Here is a 19,721-nt window from a genome sequence, read left to right on the forward strand (position 1 = left end):
TTGACGGCTCCTGGGCGGTGGGTTAGCGTGTTTTGGAGCAGGTGTCCGGTGATGAGCCGAGTTCTGGGGGCCGGCCCGGTTCGCGAAGTGGTGCGCTGTGCCGCGAACCTGGTCCGGGGAGGACGGGGATGGGCACTTCGGGGGGAGCGCCGGCGTCAGCGGCGCAGCGGCGGCTGTGGTTCCTCGACCAGTTGCACGGGCCGGGATCGGCCTACAACGTCGCGTTCGCGGTGCGCCTGGTCGGCGACCTGCGGGTGGAGGTGCTGCGGGCGGCGCTCCGGGACGTCGTGGACCGTCATCCCGCCCTGCGCACCGAACTCGTGGTCGACGACGACGGCGAGTTGCGGCAGCACGTCCGCGCGGACTTCGTCCTCGACGTGCCCGTGCACGACGTCGCGCCGACCCGCGAGGCGTTGGGGCGGGACGCGGCCCGGCCGTTCACGATGGTCGGCGCGCCCCTGGTGCGCGCAGCGATCCACCGCGCCGCGCCGACCGAGCACGTGCTGGCGCTGACGCTGCACCACGCCGTCACCGACGGCTGGTCCGAGGCGATGCTGTTCACCGAGTTGGCCGAGTGCTACCGGGCCCGCCTCGACTACGAGCCCCCGAACCTGCCCGCCGGCGGCCACTACGGGGACTACGCCCGCCTCGAAGCCCACCGCGCGGCGAACGGCGGCTTCGCCCCGGGGCTCGCCCACTGGGCCCGACTGCTCGCCGACCCACCCGCGCCGCCGAGGTGGCCGGGCGCCCCCGGTGGCGAGCCGTCCGACGCGGGCGCGGTGGTGGCGTTCGACGTGCCCGACCACCTCGCCGCGCGGTTGCGCGAGTTCGCGCTGGACTCGGGCACGTCCCTGTTCATGGCCGGGCTGTGCGCTTTCGCGGTCCTGGTGCACCGCTGCACCGGGGTGACGGACCTGGTGGTGGGCGTGCCGGTGGCGAACCGGGACGACCCGGACCGGGCGCGCACCTACGGGCTGTTCGTCAACACGGCGGCGGTTCGCGTGTCGCTGGCCGACGCGCCATCGCTGCGGACCGTGCTGCGGCGGGTCCGGACGGCCGTGCTGGGCGCGTTGTCCTTCACGGACGTGCCGTTCGACCAGGTGATCGCGGAGGTCGCGCCGGGACGAGACCCGGTGCGCGTGATGTGCGTGATGGCCGACCAGGTCTCGCTCGCGCTGCCCGGCGTGACGGCCGAGTTCCTGGACCTGCCGGTCGAGTCCGTCGCGTTCGACCTGCTGCTGTCGCTGCTCGACCGGGACGGCCGCCTGAGCGCGCGCCTGGAGCACCGCACGGACCTGGTGGACGCCGACCTCGCCGAGCGGATGGCCGGGTCGTTCCTCGCGCTGCTCGGCGCATTGGTGACCGACCCGGACCGGCCGGTGGCCTCCGTGGACGTGCTCGACGCCCCCGGCCGCGAACGGTGGGCGCAGCTCAACGACACCGCCGTGCGCCACCCCGTCGAACCCGTGCACCGCACCGTGGAACGGCAGGCCGACCGCACTCCCGACGCCGTGGCCGTGATCCGCGGTCCGGAGCGCCGCACGTACCGGGAACTCGACGACACCGCCGACCGCTACGCCGCGATGCTGCGCGGCAGCGGTGTCCGGCCGGAGGACGTCGTCGGCGTCACGGCGATCCACGACGTGGAGCTGCCCGCCCGCCTGCTGGGCGTGCTCAAGTGCGGCGCGGCGTTCCTGCTGCTCGACCCGGCGCTGCCCGCCTCGCGCCTCGCGGCCGTGGTGGCGCAGGCGCGGTGCGTGCTCGTGCTGGCCGACCAGGAGCCGGCGGCGTCCGCGAGCCGCCCCGACGTGGCCGTGCGGCCCGACAACGCCGCCTACGTCACGTTCACCTCCGGCTCCACCGGCACCCCGAAAGGCGTGCTGATCACCCACGCGGCGATCGGCAACACCCTGGCGTGGTTCCAGCGGGCGTACCGGCTGACCCCCGACGACCGGGTGCTGCAGAGCACCGCCGTGAGCTTCGACCCGTCGGTGTGGCAGCTGCTGTGGCCGCTGGTCGCCGGCGCGTGCGCGGTGCTGCCGGACGCGCCGGATCGGCACCAGGACCCGGCGGAACTGGTCGCGCTGGTGCGCGCGCACGGCGTGACGGCGTTCGACGTGGTGCCCGGCATGCTGGACCTGCTGCTGGGGCAACCCGACTGGTCGAGGTGCACGAGCCTGCGCCTGCTGGTCTCCGGCGGAGAGGCGCTGCCCGTCCGCACGGCCGCCCGCTTCGCGGCACTCGGCGACGCGGTGCTGGTCAACCACTACGGCCCGGCCGAAGCCGCGATCGAAGCCGTCACCACGCGCTACGACCCCCGGCGCCATGACGGTGTCACCGTGCCCATCGGCCGCCCGTTGGACAACATGCGCGCGCACGTCCTGGACGCGGAGCTGATGCCAGTGCCGCCCGGCGTGGTCGGCGAGCTGTACCTGGGGGGACCGGGCCTGGCCCGCGGCTACGTCGGCCGCCCCGACCTGACGGCCGAGCGGTTCGTGCCCGACCCCTCCGGGCGTGAAGCCGGAGCCCGCCTCTACCGCACGGGTGACAGGGTGCGGTTGCGGGCGGGCGAGTTGGAGTACGTGGGCCGGGTGGACCGGCAGCTCAAGCTGCGCGGTCAGCGGGTCGAGCCGGGCGAGGTGGAAGCCGTGCTGGCGAACCACCCGGACGTGCGGGCGGCGGCCGTGCGCCCCCACGTGGACGCGGCCGGTCACACCGCCCTCGTCGCCTACTGCGTCTTGTCCGAGCCCGTCCCGGACCGCGACCTGCACGCCTGGTGCGCACGTTCCCTGCCGCCGGTGATGTGCCCGACGACCGTGGTGCGGCTGCCCGCGCTGCCCGTCGGCCCCAACGGCAAGGTGGACCACGCCGCCCTGCCCGCCCCGCCGGAAGCCGCCCCGCCGGCAGCCGTCGACCTGCCGCGCACGGCCACCGAGCGGCTGCTCGTCGACCACTGGGCACGCGTCCTCGGTGACCGGCACGTCGACCGCACGACGGACTTCTTCGCCGCCGGCGGTCATTCCCTGTCGGCCGCGGCCCTCGTCACGGGGCTGCGCCGGGAGCTGGGTGGGGACGTGCCGCTGCGCCTCGTCTTCGACCACCCGGTGCTCGCCGACCTGGCCGCCGCGGTGGACCGCGCGCCGCTCACCCCGCTCACCCCGATCACCCTGGCCACGCCGGATCAGCACGCCCCGCTGTCCCCGGCGCAGGAGCAGATGTGGTTCCTCGACCAGCTCGACCCCGGCCACCACGGGTACAACGCCGGGTTCGCCGTCGAGCTGAGCGGGCCGGTGGACGTCGACGCCCTGAGGGCCGCGTTCGCCGACGTGGTGGCGCGGCACGAGGGCCTGCGCACGTCGTTCCCGCAGCGTGGCGGGCGGCCCGTCCAGCACGTGTCACCCGACGCGCCCGCCTTGGCGGTGCGGGACGTGGTCGACGCCGCCGAAGCGGTCCGCGAGCACCAGACCCAGCCCTTCGACCTGGCCGCCGGGCCGGTGGCCAGGGTCTGCCTGTTCCGGGCCGGGGGCACGGCCGTGCTCGCGGTGTCCGTGCACCACATCGTGTTCGACGAGTGGTCGCGCGCGGTGCTGTGGCGCGACCTGGACGCCTGCTACCGGGCGCGATCACGAGGTGGGGCCCCGGACCTCGCCCCGCCGCCGGTGCGGCTCGCCGAGGTGGCCGCGTGGCAGCGGGTGCGGGCCGAGGACGGGCTGGCGCACTGGCTGGACCGGCTGCGTGACGCGCCCGCCGTGCTGGACCTGCCCACCGACCACCCGCGACCGGCCGTGCGGCGCGGGGTCGGGGCCGTGGTGGACGACGTGCTGCCGCCGACGACCAGAGCGGCGTTGCGGGACCTGGGCGCGTCGGAGGGCGCGACCCCGTTCATGGTGCTGCTGGCCGCGTGGGCGGTGGTGCTCGCCCGGCACGCGGCCGGCGAGGACCTGCTGATCGGCACCGTGCTCGGCGGTCGGGACCGGCCCGAGCTGGAGCCGCTGGTCGGGTTCCTCTCCGACACGGTCGTGATCCGGGCGGACCTGGCCGGCGCGCCGGGCTTCCGCGCCCTGCTGCGGCAGGTCCGGGGAACGGTCCTGGACGCCGTCGCGCACCGGGGCGTGCCGTTCGCGACCCTCGTGGAACGCCTGCGACCGCACCGGTCCCTGAGCCACCCGCCGTTGGTCCAGGTGATGTTCGAACTGCGCACCGACGAGCCGGCGGACCTGGCGGGGATGCCCGTGCGTGACGTGCGGTGGGACACGGGCACCGCCAAGTTCGACCTCGGGCTGTCGGCCGTGGACACCGGGCACGAGGTGCGGCTGGAGCTGGAGCACGACCGGGACCTGTTCACCGCCGACACCGCACGCCGCTTCCTGGGGCACCTGCGGACCGTGCTGGACGCGGCCGTGACCGCGCCCGACACACCCGTGGACCGGCTTCCGCTGCTCACCGCCGAAGAGCGCCGAACGCTCGCACTAGCCCAGGTGGGCGCCGAACGCCCGGATCCGGACGTCACCGGCGTGCACGAGCTGTTCGAACGCCAAGCCGGCCGCACACCCGACGCCATCGCCCTCGTCCACGGCCGCGACGCGCTCACCTACCGCGAACTGGCGAGCCGCGCCAACCGCCTCGCGCACCACCTGCGGGCCCGTGGCGTCGGCCGCGACACCCTGGTCGGGCTGTGCTGCGAGCGGGGCGTCCCCACCTACGTGGCGCTGCTCGCCGTGCTCAAGGCGGGCGGCGCGTACGTGCCGCTGGACCCGGGCCACCCGACGACCCGACTGGCCGACGCGGTGGCCGACGCCCGACCCGTGCTCGTCCTCGCGCACGGCGCGCCCGCCGACGTCGTCGCGGAGCTGTCGCGGCGGCACCCGGTGCACGAGGTGACCGAACTCCTCGCCGAACCGGGCCCGGAGCACGACCCGGAGCCCGTGGCGCGCGCCGACGACCTGGCGTACGTGCTGTACACGTCCGGGTCCACCGGCCGGCCCAAGGGCGTCGCGATGAGCCACCGCGCGCTGGCGAGCCTCATGGCGTGGGACGCCGACGTCAACCCGGTGCGGCCGGGCGGCGCGGTGCTCCAGTACAGCTCCCTGGGCTGGGACATGTCGTTCGTCGAGCTGTTCGCCGCGTGGCAGTGCGGAGGACGGGTCGTCGCGCTCGGCGCGGACCGGGACCGGCGGGACGCCGAAGCCGTCGTGGACCTGCTGGAACGACACCGCGTGGAGCGCTGGGAGATCTCGCCGACCGGCCTGCTCAACGTCGTGGACTGGCTGGGCCGCACCGGGCGTCGGCCGGAGCTGCGACTGCGGACGCTGGTCGTGGGTGGTGAACAGATCCAGCTGACGACAGAGCTGCGGGGGTGGCTCGCGACCTTGCCCGCGGACTGCCGGGTGCTCAACCACTACGGGCCGAGCGAGGTCAGCCGCGCCACCGAGTACCGGTTGACCGGCGACCTGGCGCTGGAGCCCGCGTTGCCGCCCATCGGCTACCCCATCCACCGCACGCGGGTGCACGTCCTCGACCGCCACGGCACGCCCGTGCCGGTCGGCGTGGCCGGTGAGCTGCACATCGGCGGCGCCACGCTCGCCCGCGGCTACCTGCACCGGCCCGACCTCACCGCGGAGCGGTTCGTGCCGGACCCGTTCCGCCCCGGCGCCCGGCTCTACCGGACCGGCGACATCGCCCGACGCCGCGCCGACGGGGCGATCGAGTTCCTGCGCCGCGCCGACACCCAGGTCAAGCTGCGCGGCTACCGGATCGAGCTGGGCGAGGTGGAGACGGCGCTGCTGGGCCACCCGGACGTGCGGGAGGCCGTGGTCGTCGTGCTGGGTGACGGCCCGCGCGACGCCCGCCTGGTCGCCTACGTGCGCCCGGAACACGGGCTGCTGTCCACCCAACGGCTGCGCGACCACCTCGCAGCCCGGCTGCCCGACCACATGGTGCCCGTCGACTACGTGTCCGTGGCCGCCTTGCCGTTGCTGTCCAACGGAAAGGTGGACCGGCGGTCACTGCCCGATGCGCCCGCCCCGCACCCCGACCGCGACTCCGCGCCACCGCGCACGCCCACGGAGCAGGCCCTGGCCGACATCTGGGCACGCGCCCTGCGCGTGCCGCGCGTCGGCGTGCACGACGACTTCTTCGCCCTCGGCGGGCACTCGCTGCTGGCGACGTTGATCGTGGCCGACGTGCGCGCGGCCCTGGCCACGGCGCTGTCCGTGCGCGACCTCTTCACCCACCGCACCGTGGCCGCCCTGGCCGCCGCCGTGGACGGGGGCGTGGTCGGCGGTGACGTGCCGGACGAGCCGGTCGTCCGCCGCCGCTCCGGAGCGCGCACGTGACCGGGCTGTTCGTCGAGCGGTTCGAGGCGCGGGCCGCCGCGACACCGGACGCCGTGGCCGTCGTGGACGCGCTCGGCGAATGCCGCTACGGCGAGCTGAACGCGCGGGCCAACCGGCTCGCGCACGCGCTCGTCGCCGCCGGGATCGGGCCGGAGGACCTGGTCGCGCTCGTGCTGCCGCGCACGGTCGACGTGGTCGTGGCGCTGCTGGGCGTGCTGAAAGCCGGTGCGGCCTACCTGCCGGTCGACGACGGCCACCCGCCCGCTCGGGTCGAGTCGCTGCTCGCCGCCGCGGCTCCGCGCCTCGTGATCACGAGCGTCGACCAGTCGGACGGACCGGACGCGAACCCGGTCGGCCGCGTCACGCACCCCGAGCAGGCGGCGTACGTGATCACGACGTCGGGGTCCACCGGTGAGCCGAAGGGCATCGTCGTGCCGCACCGGGCGCTGGCAGCCTTCCTCGCCCGGTTCGCCGAGGTCGTGCCGGTCACCGCCGACGACCGGGTGCTGGCCGCCACGTCCGTCGCGTTCGACGCCTCCGTCGTGGAGATCCACCTGTCCCTGGTCTCCGGGGCGACGATCGTGCTCGCCCCGAACGGCGCGGCGCGCGACCCGGGGGCGCTGGCCGACCTGGTGGCGCGCACGGGCGTCACGGTCGCCCAGGCCACGCCCTCGGTGTGGCGGCTGCTGCTCGACTGCGCGCCCGGCGCGTTCGCCCCGCCGCGCCTCCTGGTCGGCGCAGAACCGCTGCCGCCCGCGCTGGCCGCCGAACTGCGCGGAGCCGTGAACCTGTACGGCCCGACCGAGACGACGGTGTGGGCGACGGCGGCCGAACCCGGCTCCACGACGATCGGCCGGCCGCTGCCCGGCATGGCGCTGCACCTGCTGGACGAGCGGCTGGACCCGGTAGCGGACGGGGCGGTCGGCGAGGTGCACCTGGGCGGCGCGCAGGTGACTCGCGGCTACCTGGGGCGGCCCGGAGCGACCGCCGAGCGGTTCGTGGCGGACCCGTTCGGCCCGCCCGGAACCCGCATGTACCGCACGGGTGACCTGGCTCGCCGCACGCCGACCGGCGAACTGGAGTTCCTGGGCCGGTCCGACGACCAGGTGAAGATCCGCGGCAACCGGGTCGAGCCGGCCGAGGTGGTGGCGGCGCTGAGCGCGTGCCCCGGGGTGTCGGCGGCGGCCGTGGTCGTGGTGCCCGACGGCGACGGCAAGCGGCTCGTCGGCTTCGTGACCGGGGTCGACGGGGAGCGGGTGCGGCGGCACCTGGTCGAACGCCTGCCCGAGTACCTCGTGCCGTCCCGGGTGATCCGGCTCGACCGCCTGCCGGTCACCGTCAACGGCAAGGTCGACCGCGCCGGGCTGACCGCAGCCGCCACCACCGCCCCGGCCCCCGCCGAGACCACCGACACCGTTGCGGGCACGTCCGACCGCACGGTCCGCCGCCTGTTCGCCGACGCCCTCGGTCTGCCGGACGTGGGGGAGGACGACGACTTCGTCCACCTCGGCGGCCACTCGCTGTCCGCCGTGCGGCTGGCGATGGCGCTGAGCGCGGAGTACGGCGTGAACGTGAGCGTGGGCGCGGTCTTCCGCCACCGCACGCCCGCCGCGCTCGCCGGTCACGTGGCCGGAGCCCGTCCAGCGCGGTCCACGGGGCCCGAGCCGACGTTCACGCCCGGCCAGCACCGCCTGTGGCTGGCCAACCGCAGGTCCGCCACCGACCTCCCGTACCACGAGGTGCACGCCTGGCGGCTGACCGGACCGCTCGACGTGCCCGCCCTGCGTGCCGCGCTCGTCGACGTGTCGGCCCGCCAGCCCGCGCTGCGCACCGCGTTCCCCGCCGTCGGCGGCCTCCCCGTGCCCCGCCTGCTCGACCCGGACGTGCCGTTGGAGGACGCCGACGACCTGGCCGCCTTCGCCTCGACGCCGTTCGACCTGACCACCGACCGGCCCCTGCGCGCCGCGCTGCTCCGCGACGGGACCGAGCACGTGCTGGCGCTGCTGATCCACCACATCGCCACGGACGGCCCGTCCACCGCACCCCTGGTGCGGGACCTGTCCACCGCCTACGCCGCCCGCATCGCGGGCCAGGCTCCGAAGTGGACCGGCCTGCCGCCGGTCCACCACCGGGAACCGCCGCCGGACACGGACTTCTGGCGGGCCGCGCTCGCGGACCTGCCCGACGAACTGCCGCTGCCCACCGACCGGCCACGCCCCGCCGTGCCCACCCATCGCGGCGGTGCGGTCGGCTTCACGGTGGACGCCGAGACGCACCACGCCCTGACCGAGTCGGCGGCCCGTCGCGGCGCGACGTTGTTCATGGTCCTGCACGCCGCCGTCGCGGCACTGTTCACCCGTCTCGGCGCAGGCACCGACATCCCGCTCGGCACACCCGTCGCCGGCCGCACCGACCCCGCGCAGGACGACGTCGTCGGGTTCTTCGCCAACACGCTCGTGCTGCGCGCCGACACGTCCGGCGACCCGACGTTCGCCGCGCTGCTGGACCGGGTCCGAGTGGCGGACATCGCCGCCTACGAGCACAGCCACACGTCGTTCGAACGGCTCGTCGAAGCCCTCGCCCCGGTGCGGCACGCCGCCCGCAACCCGTTGTTCCAGACGATGCTCGTGCTGGAACACGGCCCCGACCCGGTGCCCGAGCTGCCCGGCCTTCGCGTGACGCGGGTGCCGTGGCGGCCGGAGGCGGCGATGTTCGACCTGACGTTCCACTTCGTCGCGGACGACGGCGTCGACGGCCGGGTCGAGTACGCCGCCGACCTGTTCGACCGGGAGACCGCCGAAGCCCTCGGCGCGCGCCTGGTGCGGTTGCTGCGCGCGGTCGCCTCCGATCCCGACGTCTCCATCGGGGCGGTGGACCTGCTGTCCGCGGCCGAGCGCCGCGACCTGGCGCGGTGGAGCGGGGCGCGACGGTGAGCGTGGACCCGTACCCGAACCTGGCGTGGCTGCGCGAGCACCTGCCGGTGAGCCCGCTGGCCCGGGGCACCTGGCTCGTCGCCACCTACGCCGACGCCCGCACGCACCTCGCCGACCCGCGCCTGAGCCACGACGATCGGCACTCCGCGCACCTCGCCGAGCACGAGCGGCACGCGTCCCGCGACCTGCTCGACCTCGACGCACCCGATCACACCCGGTTGCGCCGCGTGCTCGCACCCGCCTTCGCGGGCGTCGCCGTCGACCGGCTCGCACCCGCGATCACCAGGGCCTGCCACACCGCGCTCGACCGGATCGCCCACGACGGCCACGCCGATCTGGTGCGCGACTACGCCGTGCCGGTGCCGATCGCCGTCGTGCACGAACTGCTCGGCGCGGGCGACCTGGACTTCGGTGACCCGGTGGCGTTGTCCGACGTGATGGTGCGCGGAAGTCTCACCGAACCGCGCGAACCCGACGCCGTGGCCGCGGCGCTCGACCACGTGGGGCGGATCGTGGCGCACGCCGACGGCGGGCTCACGGGTGAGCTGCGGCGGGCGTTGGCGGACGGTGGGCTGCGCGACGAGCAGGAACTGCTGAGCATGGTGTTCACGGTGCTCGTCGCGGGCACCGTGACCACGAGCCGGCTCTTCGGCTGCGCCCTGGCCGAATTGTTCGGCGACACCGGCCGGGCCGACCGCCCGCGCGCGGCGTGGCCGGCGTTCCTGGACGAGGTGCTGCGCTACCACTCGCCCGTGCAGTCGTCGGTGCTCCGGCACGCCCGTGAGGACGTGCGGATCGGCGACACCACCGTGCCCGCCGGCGCGTCGGTGGTGGTGTCGCTCGCGTCGGCGAACCGCGACCCCGCTGCGTTCGACCGGCCCGACACGTTCGACCCGGATCGCGGTTCGCGCGGCGGGCTGGCGTTCGGTCACGGCCCGCACCGCTGCCTCGGTGACCGGCTCACCCGGGTGGAAGCGGGGATCGCGTTGGACGTGTTGTTCGAGCGGCTGGGGCCGTTGCGGCTGGAGCGGCCGGTGCGATGGGCGCGCGGGCAGATGCTCCGCGGACCGGCCGAGCTGCCGGTGGCGTTCCGGGCGACCGACGAGGGGGAGCGGCGTGGGAACCGGTGAGTCCGTTGTGGACGGTGTTGTGGCGTGGGCGCGGCGAATCCCGGACGAGCAGGCGCTGGTCGCCGACGGGCGGGCGCTGACCTACCGGGAACTGGAACGCGGAACGGGCATCGTGGCGCGTGCCCTCGCCGAGCGGGGCCTCGGCCCCGAAGCGGTGGTCGGGATCTGCCTGCGGCGAGGTGCGGACCTGGCCGTGGCGGCGCTCGGCGTGCTGCGCGCCGGGGCCGCGTGCCTGCCCGTCGACCCGGACGACCCACCCGAGCGGACCGCGGCCATGCTGTCCGACGCCGGCACGGCGCTGCTGATCACCGACCAGGAGCGGGACTGGCCCGTGCCCGTGCTGGACTCGACGCCGGGCGAACCGCTCACCACGCCGGTGGTGACGCACCGGGACACGCTGCTGTACGTCATGCACACCTCCGGCTCCACCGGACGGCCCAAGGCGATCGCCATGCACCACGGGCCGCAACTGGACCTGCTGGCGTGGTGCGCGGACCGGTACGCCGAGCGGGCGCGTGCGCTGCAGTACTACCCGCTGACCACGGACGTGGCGATGCTGGAACTGCTCCTCACGTGGTCCTCCGGCGGGTGCGTGGTGGTGGCGACCGAGAGCGAACGCGTCGACGTGGACGCCCTGGCCAGGCTCATCGCCGCCGAACGGGTGTCGCGCGTGCTGCTGCCCGTGCTGACGCTGCACGAACTCGCCCGCCACGCCCTCGCCCACCCCGAGCGCGTGGCGACGTTGCGGGAGATCATCACCACGGGCGACAAGCTCACCATCACCGAGCCGGTGCGGCGCATGTGCGACGCCCTGCCCGACGTGGTGCTCGACGACCACTACGGCGCGACCGAGGTCAACGTCGTCACCGCGCCCCGGCTGAGGCCGCCCGCGTCCGAGTGGCCCGACCGGCCCCACCTCGGCGGGCCGGTGTCGCGGGCATCGGTCTACGTGGTGGACGGCGCGCTCAACCCGGTGCCGGTGAACGTGGTCGGCGAGATCCACATCGGTGGCACGGCGCCCGCCCGCGGCTACCTGGGCCGTCCCGACCTCACCGCGGCGGCGTTCGTGCCGGACCCGTTCGACGACCGGCCCGGCGCGCGCATGTACCGGACGGGCGACCTGGCGCGGTGGCGTCCGGGGGGAGTGCTGGAACTGCTGGGGCGCGCGGACTTCCAGATCAACCTGCGTGGCCACCGGATCGAGCCGGGCGAGGTGGAAGCCGCGTTGCGCGGGTGCCCGGACGTGGGCGGCGCGGTCGTCGTGCGGCGGGGTGAAGGCGCGGAGGCCGTGATCGCCGCCTACGTCGTGCCCGCCGGGGCGGGTGATCCGGACCCGGCGGCGTTGCGGGCGCGCCTCGCGGCCGTCCTGCCCGCGCACCTCGTGCCCCCGGTGATCACCGTGCTGCCCGACTTCCCGACCACGTCCACCGGCAAGGTCGACCGGGCCCGCCTACCCGAACCCGACGTCCCCGTCGAAGGCCACGAGCCGCCCGCCGACGACGTGGAGCGGCTGGTCGCGGGGATCTGGCGCGACGTGCTGGAAGCGCCCGAGATCGGCGCGCACGACAACTTCTTCCGGCTCGGCGGCCACTCGCTGCTGGTCACCCAGGTGGCGTTCCGGGTCGGGGCGGCGTTGGGGGTGAGCGTGCCGCCGGACTGGCTGTTCGACCTGCCCACGGTGCGGCTGTTCGCCGAACGGGTTCGTGCCGCGCAACGAGTCTGAGGGAGGATGACCTTGTTCGAAGCCGATGATCCGCGTCCTTACCAGGTCGTGGTGAACGACGAGGAGCAGTACTCGATCTGGCCCGAAGGCCGGGACGTGCCGCTCGGCTGGACGGCGACGGGCTTCAGCGGCCCGCGTGACGCGTGCCTGGAGCACATCGCGTCGGTCTGGACCGACATGCGTCCGGCGAGCCTGCGCCGCGCCATGAGCTGACCGTCAGGTGGCCGGCACCTGCTCGGGGATGCCGGCCACCCGCCGCACCGGGGAGAACGCCAGCAGCAGCGTCGCCAGGACCAGCCCTGCCGTGCCGGCGAGCAGCGCCCCGAGCGTGCCGAGCCACATGCCCAGCGCGCCGCCGAACACCGCACCGAACGGCGACCCGGCCATCACGAGCATCCGCGCCGATGCGTTCATCCGGCCCTGGAGGTGGTCCGGCGTCACCGCGGAGCGGAAGCTGCGCACGCTGACACTGGCCACGATGACCGTGACCGCGTGCGTCATCTGCGCGAGCACGAGCAGCGCCACGGCCGCGGGCTTGGGCACCAGGGTGGCCAAGGGTGTGATGCCGGCGGCCAGTGCGATCCCCGCCGACGACACCACGACGAGCCACCCGAACGGCAGCAGCCGGCTCACCCGGTCCGCGACCAACGCCCCCAGCAGCGCGCCGACACCGGACGCCGACAGGATCACGCCGATCAGGGCGGGCTGGAGGTCGAGCTCGCGCGTGACGAAGATCAGGAACACCGGGTCGACGGCGAGCGCGAAGAAGTTCACCAGGAACGTCCAGACGACCAGCACGCGGATCGTGGCGTTGCCGAAGATGAACCGCAACCCGATCCCGATGCTGCGCCACACCGACTCGTCCGGGTCGACGGCCTCGGGCACGTCCTCGCGCTTGCGGATCATCGCGGTGGCCACCGCCGCCCACAGGTACGTGACCACGGTGAGCAGCACGGTGATCGGCGCGGTGATGAACTGCACGAGGAACCCGCCCGCCGTCCGTCCCCCGATGTTGGACATCGAGGCGCTGACCTCCAGCTTCGCGTTCCCCTCCACCAGGCGGGCGCGGGCTACCAGCCCCGGCAGGATCGCGGCGCACCCGATGTCCGCGACGACACCGCACATCCCGACGACGAAGACCAGGCCCACCAACAACGGCACCGACATGGTGCCCATCCACCACGACACCGGTATCACCAGCAGCGCCGCGGCCCGGATCACGTCGGCGAGCACGATCAGCGGTTTCTTGGGCCGCCGATCCAGCCACACGCCGACGAACAGGCTGACCAACAGGTACGGCGCGAACTCCGCCGCGGTGATCAGCCCCATCTCGAAGACCGACGCCCCGAGCGAGACCGCGGCCATCAACGGCACCGCGACGGCGACCGCGTGCGTGCCGAACATGGACAAGGTCTGCCCTAACCAGAGCCGCCGGAAATCGGCGACCCGCCACAACCCCGTGAGCACGGAATCCCCCCATCGCGCCAAGGCGTCCTCCCACCATAGGACCTCGCCCCGCGCCGATACATCCACTGCGAGCGTGGGACCACGACGAGCGGTTCTGCCGCTGCCCGTGGTGCGCCCCGATCTCGACACCCTTTCGTGCCAACGAGTTCCCGGCGGACCACCGCCGCGCCTTCCAGAGCCGGACGGACACCCACCCACGACAGTGCCCGCGTCCATCCGAAGACGGACCCGGCGCGGCCGTGACCGCACCGGAACTCCTCGTCAGGCCGGTGCCTTCCGCCCTGTCCGACCGCGGCGGACTTCATCTCCGAGCGGTGGGCTGAGTCGGCGTTCTGGCATGTCGTAGACGGTGACAGGGACGTCGTGGCCGACGAGTTCGCCGGTGATGAGTGGTTCGACGCGGTCCCACCGACCGCCGGCCAAGCCGCAGCCGATGCGGGCATGTGGGTGCTCGCCCGGAGTGCGCGGGCGTGCCTGGCGAGGTGGTGGAGGGAGAGTCGGACGGCGTCGTAGCGGATGGGCGGGCCGGTGCTGCGGCTGGTGCCGATGCCCTGTTGGCTGCTCAAGGTGGCGACCCGGAGGTCGGGAGCGACCTGGACGAGTCGTGTCGCGCCGAGCTCGAAGTCGTTGCCGCCGTGGTCGCGGTACCAGCGGCGGTAGTCGGCCTCGGGCTCTGGCCAGCGGCTGGAGATGGCCGGGAAGACTCGGTCGTCAGTCCGTCAGGAGTCGCGTGACAGACCGTCGTCCACGTTGGTGTTGTGCAGTGCGCTGATCCACCAGGAGCCTTCACGCCGCACCGCGAACACCGTCCCGTGGTTGGCGAAGTCGCCACCCGGCGTGGTGGTCTCCTGCCGGAAGTGCACCAGGGCCGTGCCCGGGCCGGGTGACGAGGCGCTCAGCATCACCACGCGCGTCGTCCACGCCGCGACGGCGTTGGCGAGCCGGGCCGTGTGGTAGGCGAACAGGTCGTCCCAGCCGCGGATCACGGAGCCGTCGGGGACCACGACGACGGCATCCGCGGTGAACGGCCGGTCGAGGACGGCCGCGGCCTTCTGGTTGAAGCCGTTCTCCAGGTCGGCGAGGAGCCCCGCCAGAGCGGCGACGTCCTCGTCACCGAGCGGTGTGGTGAACGCGGCAGGCCTGCGTGTCATGTCGATTCCTCTGGTGCGTCCGGCTTCGGAGGCCTCAAGGTAGGTCGACGTGAACGACACCGGCATCCGTCGGATGACCGGGTCCGCTGTGCCAGGTGCCGGTCAGGCGGGGCGCCTGCCCTGGACGGTGTAGAAGACGCACGACGTGGCGCGGAACGCGGGGTGCGTCATCGCGGCGCGAGCCGTCTCCAGGCCGGTGTCGGTCAAGCCCGCGGCGAGCAGCTTGTCGCGCAGGTGGTGGGTGTGGTGGACCAGCAGGCGCAGACCGGGGGAGTCCGCGTTCCACTGCCGCACCACGGGCACCGGGTCCACGTCCACCAGGCCGGCGGCGGCCATCGACGCGGCGACGCGGCGGCCCCAGCGGCGGTCCGCGCCGGCCGCGTCGAACATGCGCTCCTTGGCGGCCAGGAACCTCTCGTAGGCCGTGGCGTGTTCGGGCTGGGCGGCCAGGAGCACCGGTCCGTAGTCGAGGTCGAACTCGTCCAGTTGCAGCACGCCCCCGGGCTTGAGGGAGCGGACGAGCTTGCGCAGCACGTCCTCGCGCTCGGGCAGGTGCAGCAGCACGAGCCGGGCGTGCACGAGGTCGAACTCGGCTTCGGGCAGCGGGTCGTGGACGACGTCGTGCCGCAGCACGGTCATGCCGGCGGCGGGTGGGACGTGCTCGGGCTTGACGTCGGTGGCCAGGACCGACGCGCCGCGGTCGGCGAGCCAGTGCGCGACGCTGCCGCCGCCGGCGCCGACCTCCAGGCATCGCCATCCCGGTCCGACGCCGGTGCGCTCCAGGTGGGCGAGCGTGGTCGGGTCGTAGGCGTCGGCCAGGCACCGGTGCTGCTCGGTGGCGTGCAGGCTGTGGTTGTCGAAGACGTAGCCCTCGTCGATCGCGGTCATGTCCACCGTTCGGTCCTGGGAGTGATCATCCGCGAAATTAACAGCCACTCCGAGACCCGCCCTGCGTCTGGCCGGAATGTCACTCGTGCAGGTGGAATCGACCACGGCAGGAACCCCCGCTCCTTCCTCGAACGCGACGACGCGCCCTGACCCCGGTCGATGCGGGCTCCGGTCCGTCGACGTGGACAGGCGCTCGTGGTGGCGTTACATTGCTATAAGAACTAATAGCAATCGACCCGGTGACATGCTTGGGTGGACCGGAGGACGGGAGCGTGACGCTCATGGACGGCCCCGAGTTCGTCTGCACGATCCGCATCGAGGCCACGCCGGAGGAGGTCTGGCGGGGGCTGACCGAGCCGGAGTCGACCCGCCTCTACTGGTTCGGCATGGCCCTCGCATCGGACTGGCGCGTGGGCTCGCCGGTGCTGTGGCAGTACGACCCGGGCAGCGCGCCCGAGGACATCGGCCAGGTGGTGCTGGAGTCCGAGCCCCACCGCAGGCTCGCCTACACCTGGCACCGCTTCCAGCGGTCGCACGCCTCGCTCTTCGGCTGGTCCGACCAGGAGCTGGCCCGGCGCGCGCGGGAGCGGCCGTCCAAGGTCGCCTTCGACATCGTGCCGGAGGACGACGGGCGGGCGGTCCGGCTCACCATCACCCATGACGACTTCGAGCCGGGCAGCCTGATGTACCAGGCCATCAGCGGGCAGCTCGACGGCAGCGGGGGGTGGCCCGGCCTGATGGCCGGCATGAAGTCCCTGCTGGAAACCGGCCGGGTCACCCCCGCCGCCCCCTGACGCCCCGGCGCTACCGCGAGGGCGCCGCTCCCGCCCGCCTGGCCTCGACGGCGCGGCGGGTGTCCTCGGCGAGCAGGTCGTCGATGATCGCCACGGCGGCCTGGGCGCCCGCCGCCGCCGCGCCGAGGAGCAGCGCGGCCGGGTTGGTGAGGTTGCCGGCGACCCACACGTTCGGGACCGCGGTGCGCCCGTCGGCCTCCGCGGCGATGTAGTCGCCGACGTCCCCCGGCCACGGGGTGGGCACCAGCCCGAGGGTGCGCAGCACGTCCGCCCGCGCGGCGAACCGGGGGCCGGCCACGACTGCCTGCACGGCGATGGTCTCCCCGGAGCGGAGGCGGACGCCGGTGAGCCGGTCGTCGGCGACCTCCAGGCGCTCCACCTCGCCCGGTGTGATCTCGACGCCGCGCGCGGCCAGCTCCTCGGCCTCGGTCCCGGTGGGCTCGGGACCGGTGTGCAGCAGCAACCGCAGGTCCGAGGTCCACTGGCTGAACAACATCGCCTGGTGCACCGCGAAGGGGCCGGTGGACAGCACCGCGATCCGCTGGTCGCGGACCTCCCAGCCGTGGCAGTAGGGGCAGTGCAGCACGTCCTTGCCCCAGCGCTCGGCGAGGCCGGGCAGCTCGGGCAGCTCGTCGTGCAGCCCCGTGGCCGCCAACAACCTGCGCCCGCGCACCGCGCGTCCGCCGTCGAGCTCGACCAGGACGCCGTCGTCGGTCGCCGTGGCCGACCGGGCCACCGCGTCGACCATCTTCACGCCGTACCCGCGCAACTCCTCGCGGCCCGCCTCGACGAACTCCGCCGGCGACGCGCCGTCGCGGGTGGGGAAGCCGTGCATGTGGGCGGCCGGCGCGTTGCGCGGCTGCCCGCTGTCCACCAGCAGGACCGAGTGCCGTGCGCGCGCCAGCATGAGCGCGCCGCCGAGCCCCGCGGCGCCACCGCCGATGACCACGACGTCGTAATCGGTCTTCTGTTCTTGAGGGGTCACTTGGTCTTCCGATCGGCTTCGTGAGCTGACATGCGGACCGTCTCCAACAGCGGGACCCGCTCGGCGGACACTTCACTCCTGCTCTGCCGCCGGCGGGAAACCATATCTTACCGTAGTCAACCGTCTGATGGGCTGGAGCGGCGCACGGGGCGTGCCGATGAGCGTGCGGAACCGGCTTCTCACCTGCTCGATCAGGGTGAACCGGATCGCGGCGATGGTTCGCCGGTGTTCGCGTGCGCTAGCCTCTCCGTGCGAATCGCGGACGACGCCAGAGGAGAAGCCAGTGGGCAGTTCCCGTCTCGACAATCCCCCGGTCGTCACCACGGCGATGCTGATCCGCAAACCGGTCGCCGAGGTGTTCCGCGCTTTCACCGATCCGGCCGTCACGACGAGGTTCTGGTTCACCGAGAGCACCGGCCCGGTGGCCCCCGGCGCGGAGCTGCGGTGGACGTGGGGGATGTACGGGGTCTCCGCCGAGGTCCGGGTGAAGGAGTTCGAGCAGGACAGCCGGTTCGTCGCCGAGTGGCAGAACGGCCCGGCCCCCACCACGTTCGAGATGCGGTTCACGGCCAGGTCGGCGGACACGACGCTGGTCGAACTGGTGGAGACCGGTTTCCGCGGGGACGACGCCGACGAGGTCGTGGCCTGGGCGCTCGGCTCGATGGGCGGGTTCACCGAGGCCATCGCCGCCGCCAAGGCGCTGCTGGAGCACGGTGTCGTGCTGACCCTCGTCGCGGACCGGCACCCCGACGGCGTTCCGGGAGCGGAGTGAACGGGAATCCCGGCGGGACCGCGCCTTTCCATAGTGACGCCGGTCAGCGCCGGTAGCGGGAGTGCGACTCCGTGACCAGCTCATTCCGCGGAATTCGGTCTCCGCGAGGTGGTCGGACACGATTGCGGGAAATGGGACGTCGAAATCGGCAGCGGCTGTCGGACCGCAGAAATCGGGTAGTCGATGCGCACGGTGATCGGATGCGTGCTCCCGCTGCCTCTCCGTTCCGCCGAACGGTTGATTTCTCCATAGCGGAACGCGGGGGCGAGCGGCTGCGGGCACCCGGTTCACACCTCGCCCGCGATCGAGTTCCCGGGCTCCGCGGGGTCGTCGCTGAGGTAGAAGGCCCTGGCCGCCCGGACGTACTCGTCCGTGGTCACGTAGCCGTCGTGATCGGTGTCGAGCAGGGTGAACGCCTGCCTGGCCTCCTCCTCGGACATGCCGCCCCGCATCTGCGCGGCCATCATCTCCGGCGCGGTGATGCGGCCGTCGCGGTCCTTGTCCGCCGCGGTGAAGACCGCGATGCTGAACGGGATCGCGGACGCCTCGACGAAGTCGGCGAAACCGGGGTCGTCCCCCCACGTCACCCAGTCCTCGACGGCGACCTGCTCCACCCCTTCGGCGTTCGGCCGGCTGGGCATCGCCCGGAACATCCTGTGCGCGTGGAGGTGCACGCTGCGCCAGTGCTCCGAGTACGGCGGCAGGTCGTAGGTCTCGCACCAGACCTGGGCCAGCGCGGTGATGTCGAGTTCGTCGATCACGCCGTCGCGGTCCGCGTCGAAGGAGCCGAACACCTTCTCCAGCTTCCGCCGCCTCAGCTCGTCGACCATCGGATCGCCTCCAGAGTGCTTGTCCGAAGTGGACAGACGCGTCCTGCTCCGGCGCGGGGTGGTCAGCTGTCGCACGAAGTCACTTCACCAAGTTATAGCAGAAGTTCGGCTCCGGTAGGCACCACGGGCAGCACCGCCCCGTGCTCCACGTCCATCTACTGTGGACGCCGTGACGAGCATCCAGGAACGCCTCTACCCCGACCTGCCGTGCTTCGGCTGCGGACACGGCAACCCCAAGGGCCTGCGACTGCGCAGCTACCCCGGCGACGACGGCGCGGTCACCGCCGAGTTCACCCCGTGGCCCGAGCACGACAACGGCCTGGGCTTCCTCAACGGCGGGATCATCTGCACCGTCCTGGACTGCCACAGCGCGGCGGCCGTGGTCCTGGAGACGGAGAAGCGCGACTGGCCACCCCTCCCCGGCGCCGCGCTGCCCTACGTGACGGCCGGGCTGGACGTGCGCTACCTGCGGCCCTCGCCGCTGACCGAACCGGTCGAGCTGCGGGCGGTGGTGCGCGAAGCCTCGGAAGCGCAGATGACCGTGGACGTCTCCCTGGTCTGGGACGGCAAGCCCCGTGCTGAGGCGACGGCCCTGTGGAAGCGCTGGCGCCCCCGGCCCGCAGCAGCGGGCTGACGCGGCACGTCCGACGCCGACTCGGGCATCGACGGGGGTCCCTCCTCGGCACGGGTGTCCCCGGCCGCCTCAGCGCGTA

The 19,721-nt window shown here is 73.7% G+C and carries 13 protein-coding genes; 8 read left to right on the forward strand and 5 right to left on the reverse strand.

Annotation, left to right across the window (positions count from 1 at the left end):
* Positions 1–128 precede the first annotated feature (128 nt).
* Genes ACRAKI_RS16685 through ACRAKI_RS16705 form a run of 5 tightly spaced genes read left to right on the forward strand, consistent with a single transcriptional unit; the run spans position 129 to position 12,334 of the window.
* On the forward strand, positions 129–6,335 hold the full coding sequence (locus ACRAKI_RS16685) for an amino acid adenylation domain-containing protein (RefSeq protein WP_447008010.1): 6,207 nt from the start codon (positions 129–131) through the stop codon (positions 6,333–6,335).
* On the forward strand, positions 6,332–9,268 hold the full coding sequence (locus tag ACRAKI_RS16690) for an amino acid adenylation domain-containing protein (RefSeq protein WP_447008011.1): 2,937 nt from the start codon (positions 6,332–6,334) through the stop codon (positions 9,266–9,268). The genes ACRAKI_RS16685 and ACRAKI_RS16690 overlap by 4 nt, the downstream gene beginning before the upstream one ends.
* Positions 9,265–10,398: a cytochrome P450 gene (locus tag ACRAKI_RS16695; protein WP_447008012.1), complete on the forward strand. Its 1,134-nt coding sequence runs from the start codon at positions 9,265–9,267 to the stop codon at positions 10,396–10,398. Before ACRAKI_RS16690 ends, ACRAKI_RS16695 begins: the two co-directional genes overlap by 4 nt.
* A 7-nt stretch (positions 10,399–10,405) precedes the next feature.
* Positions 10,406–12,121 (forward strand): non-ribosomal peptide synthetase, encoded by a 1,716-nt coding sequence (locus ACRAKI_RS16700; protein WP_447008013.1) that lies wholly within the window; start codon positions 10,406–10,408, stop codon positions 12,119–12,121.
* A 6-nt stretch (positions 12,122–12,127) separates the two neighbouring features.
* On the forward strand, positions 12,128–12,334 hold the full coding sequence (locus tag ACRAKI_RS16705; RefSeq protein WP_447008014.1) for an MbtH family protein: 207 nt from the start codon (positions 12,128–12,130) through the stop codon (positions 12,332–12,334).
* A gap of 3 nt (positions 12,335–12,337) precedes the next feature.
* Here the strand turns inward: ACRAKI_RS16705 and ACRAKI_RS16710 are convergent, their stop codons facing one another.
* The 3 genes from ACRAKI_RS16710 to ACRAKI_RS16720 all read right to left on the reverse strand — a co-directional run bounded on the left by ACRAKI_RS16710 (position 12,338) and on the right by ACRAKI_RS16720 (position 15,627).
* Complete coding sequence (locus ACRAKI_RS16710; RefSeq protein ID WP_447008015.1) at positions 12,338–13,588, reverse strand: MFS transporter; 1,251 nt, start codon at positions 13,586–13,588, stop codon at positions 12,338–12,340.
* Positions 13,589–14,307: 719 nt separating this feature from the next.
* Positions 14,308–14,739 (reverse strand): SgcJ/EcaC family oxidoreductase, encoded by a 432-nt coding sequence (locus ACRAKI_RS16715; protein WP_447008016.1) that lies wholly within the window; start codon positions 14,737–14,739, stop codon positions 14,308–14,310.
* Positions 14,740–14,841: 102 nt separating this feature from the next.
* A complete protein-coding gene (locus ACRAKI_RS16720) occupies positions 14,842–15,627 on the reverse strand; it encodes a methyltransferase domain-containing protein (RefSeq protein ID WP_447008435.1) in 786 nt (261 codons plus the stop codon).
* Positions 15,628–15,908: 281 nt separating this feature from the next.
* On the opposite strand from ACRAKI_RS16720, the gene ACRAKI_RS16725 reads away from it, so the two are divergent.
* On the forward strand, positions 15,909–16,421 hold the full coding sequence (locus ACRAKI_RS16725) for an SRPBCC family protein (RefSeq protein WP_447008436.1): 513 nt from the start codon (positions 15,909–15,911) through the stop codon (positions 16,419–16,421).
* A 10-nt stretch (positions 16,422–16,431) separates the two neighbouring features.
* On the opposite strand, the gene ACRAKI_RS16730 is transcribed toward ACRAKI_RS16725, so the two are convergent.
* A complete protein-coding gene (locus ACRAKI_RS16730) occupies positions 16,432–17,406 on the reverse strand; it encodes an NAD(P)/FAD-dependent oxidoreductase (protein ID WP_447008017.1) in 975 nt (324 codons plus the stop codon).
* Positions 17,407–17,689: 283 nt separating this feature from the next.
* On the opposite strand from ACRAKI_RS16730, the gene ACRAKI_RS16735 reads away from it, so the two are divergent.
* Positions 17,690–18,178 carry an SRPBCC family protein gene (locus ACRAKI_RS16735; protein WP_447008018.1) on the forward strand — a complete coding sequence of 163 codons (489 nt, stop codon included), beginning with the start codon at positions 17,690–17,692 and terminating at the stop codon, positions 18,176–18,178.
* A gap of 287 nt (positions 18,179–18,465) precedes the next feature.
* Here ACRAKI_RS16735 and ACRAKI_RS16740 read toward each other — a convergent pair whose 3' ends face one another.
* Entirely contained in the window at positions 18,466–19,008 is a 543-nt protein-coding gene (locus tag ACRAKI_RS16740) for an EF-hand domain-containing protein (protein WP_447008019.1), read from the reverse strand.
* Between the two features lie 169 nt (positions 19,009–19,177).
* Between ACRAKI_RS16740 and ACRAKI_RS16745 the strand changes: the two genes are divergently transcribed.
* Positions 19,178–19,642, forward strand: a complete 465-nt coding sequence (locus tag ACRAKI_RS16745) for a PaaI family thioesterase (protein WP_447008020.1) — start codon at positions 19,178–19,180, stop codon at positions 19,640–19,642.
* Positions 19,643–19,721 lie beyond the last annotated feature (79 nt).

Source organism: Saccharothrix isguenensis, from assembly GCF_052936305.1.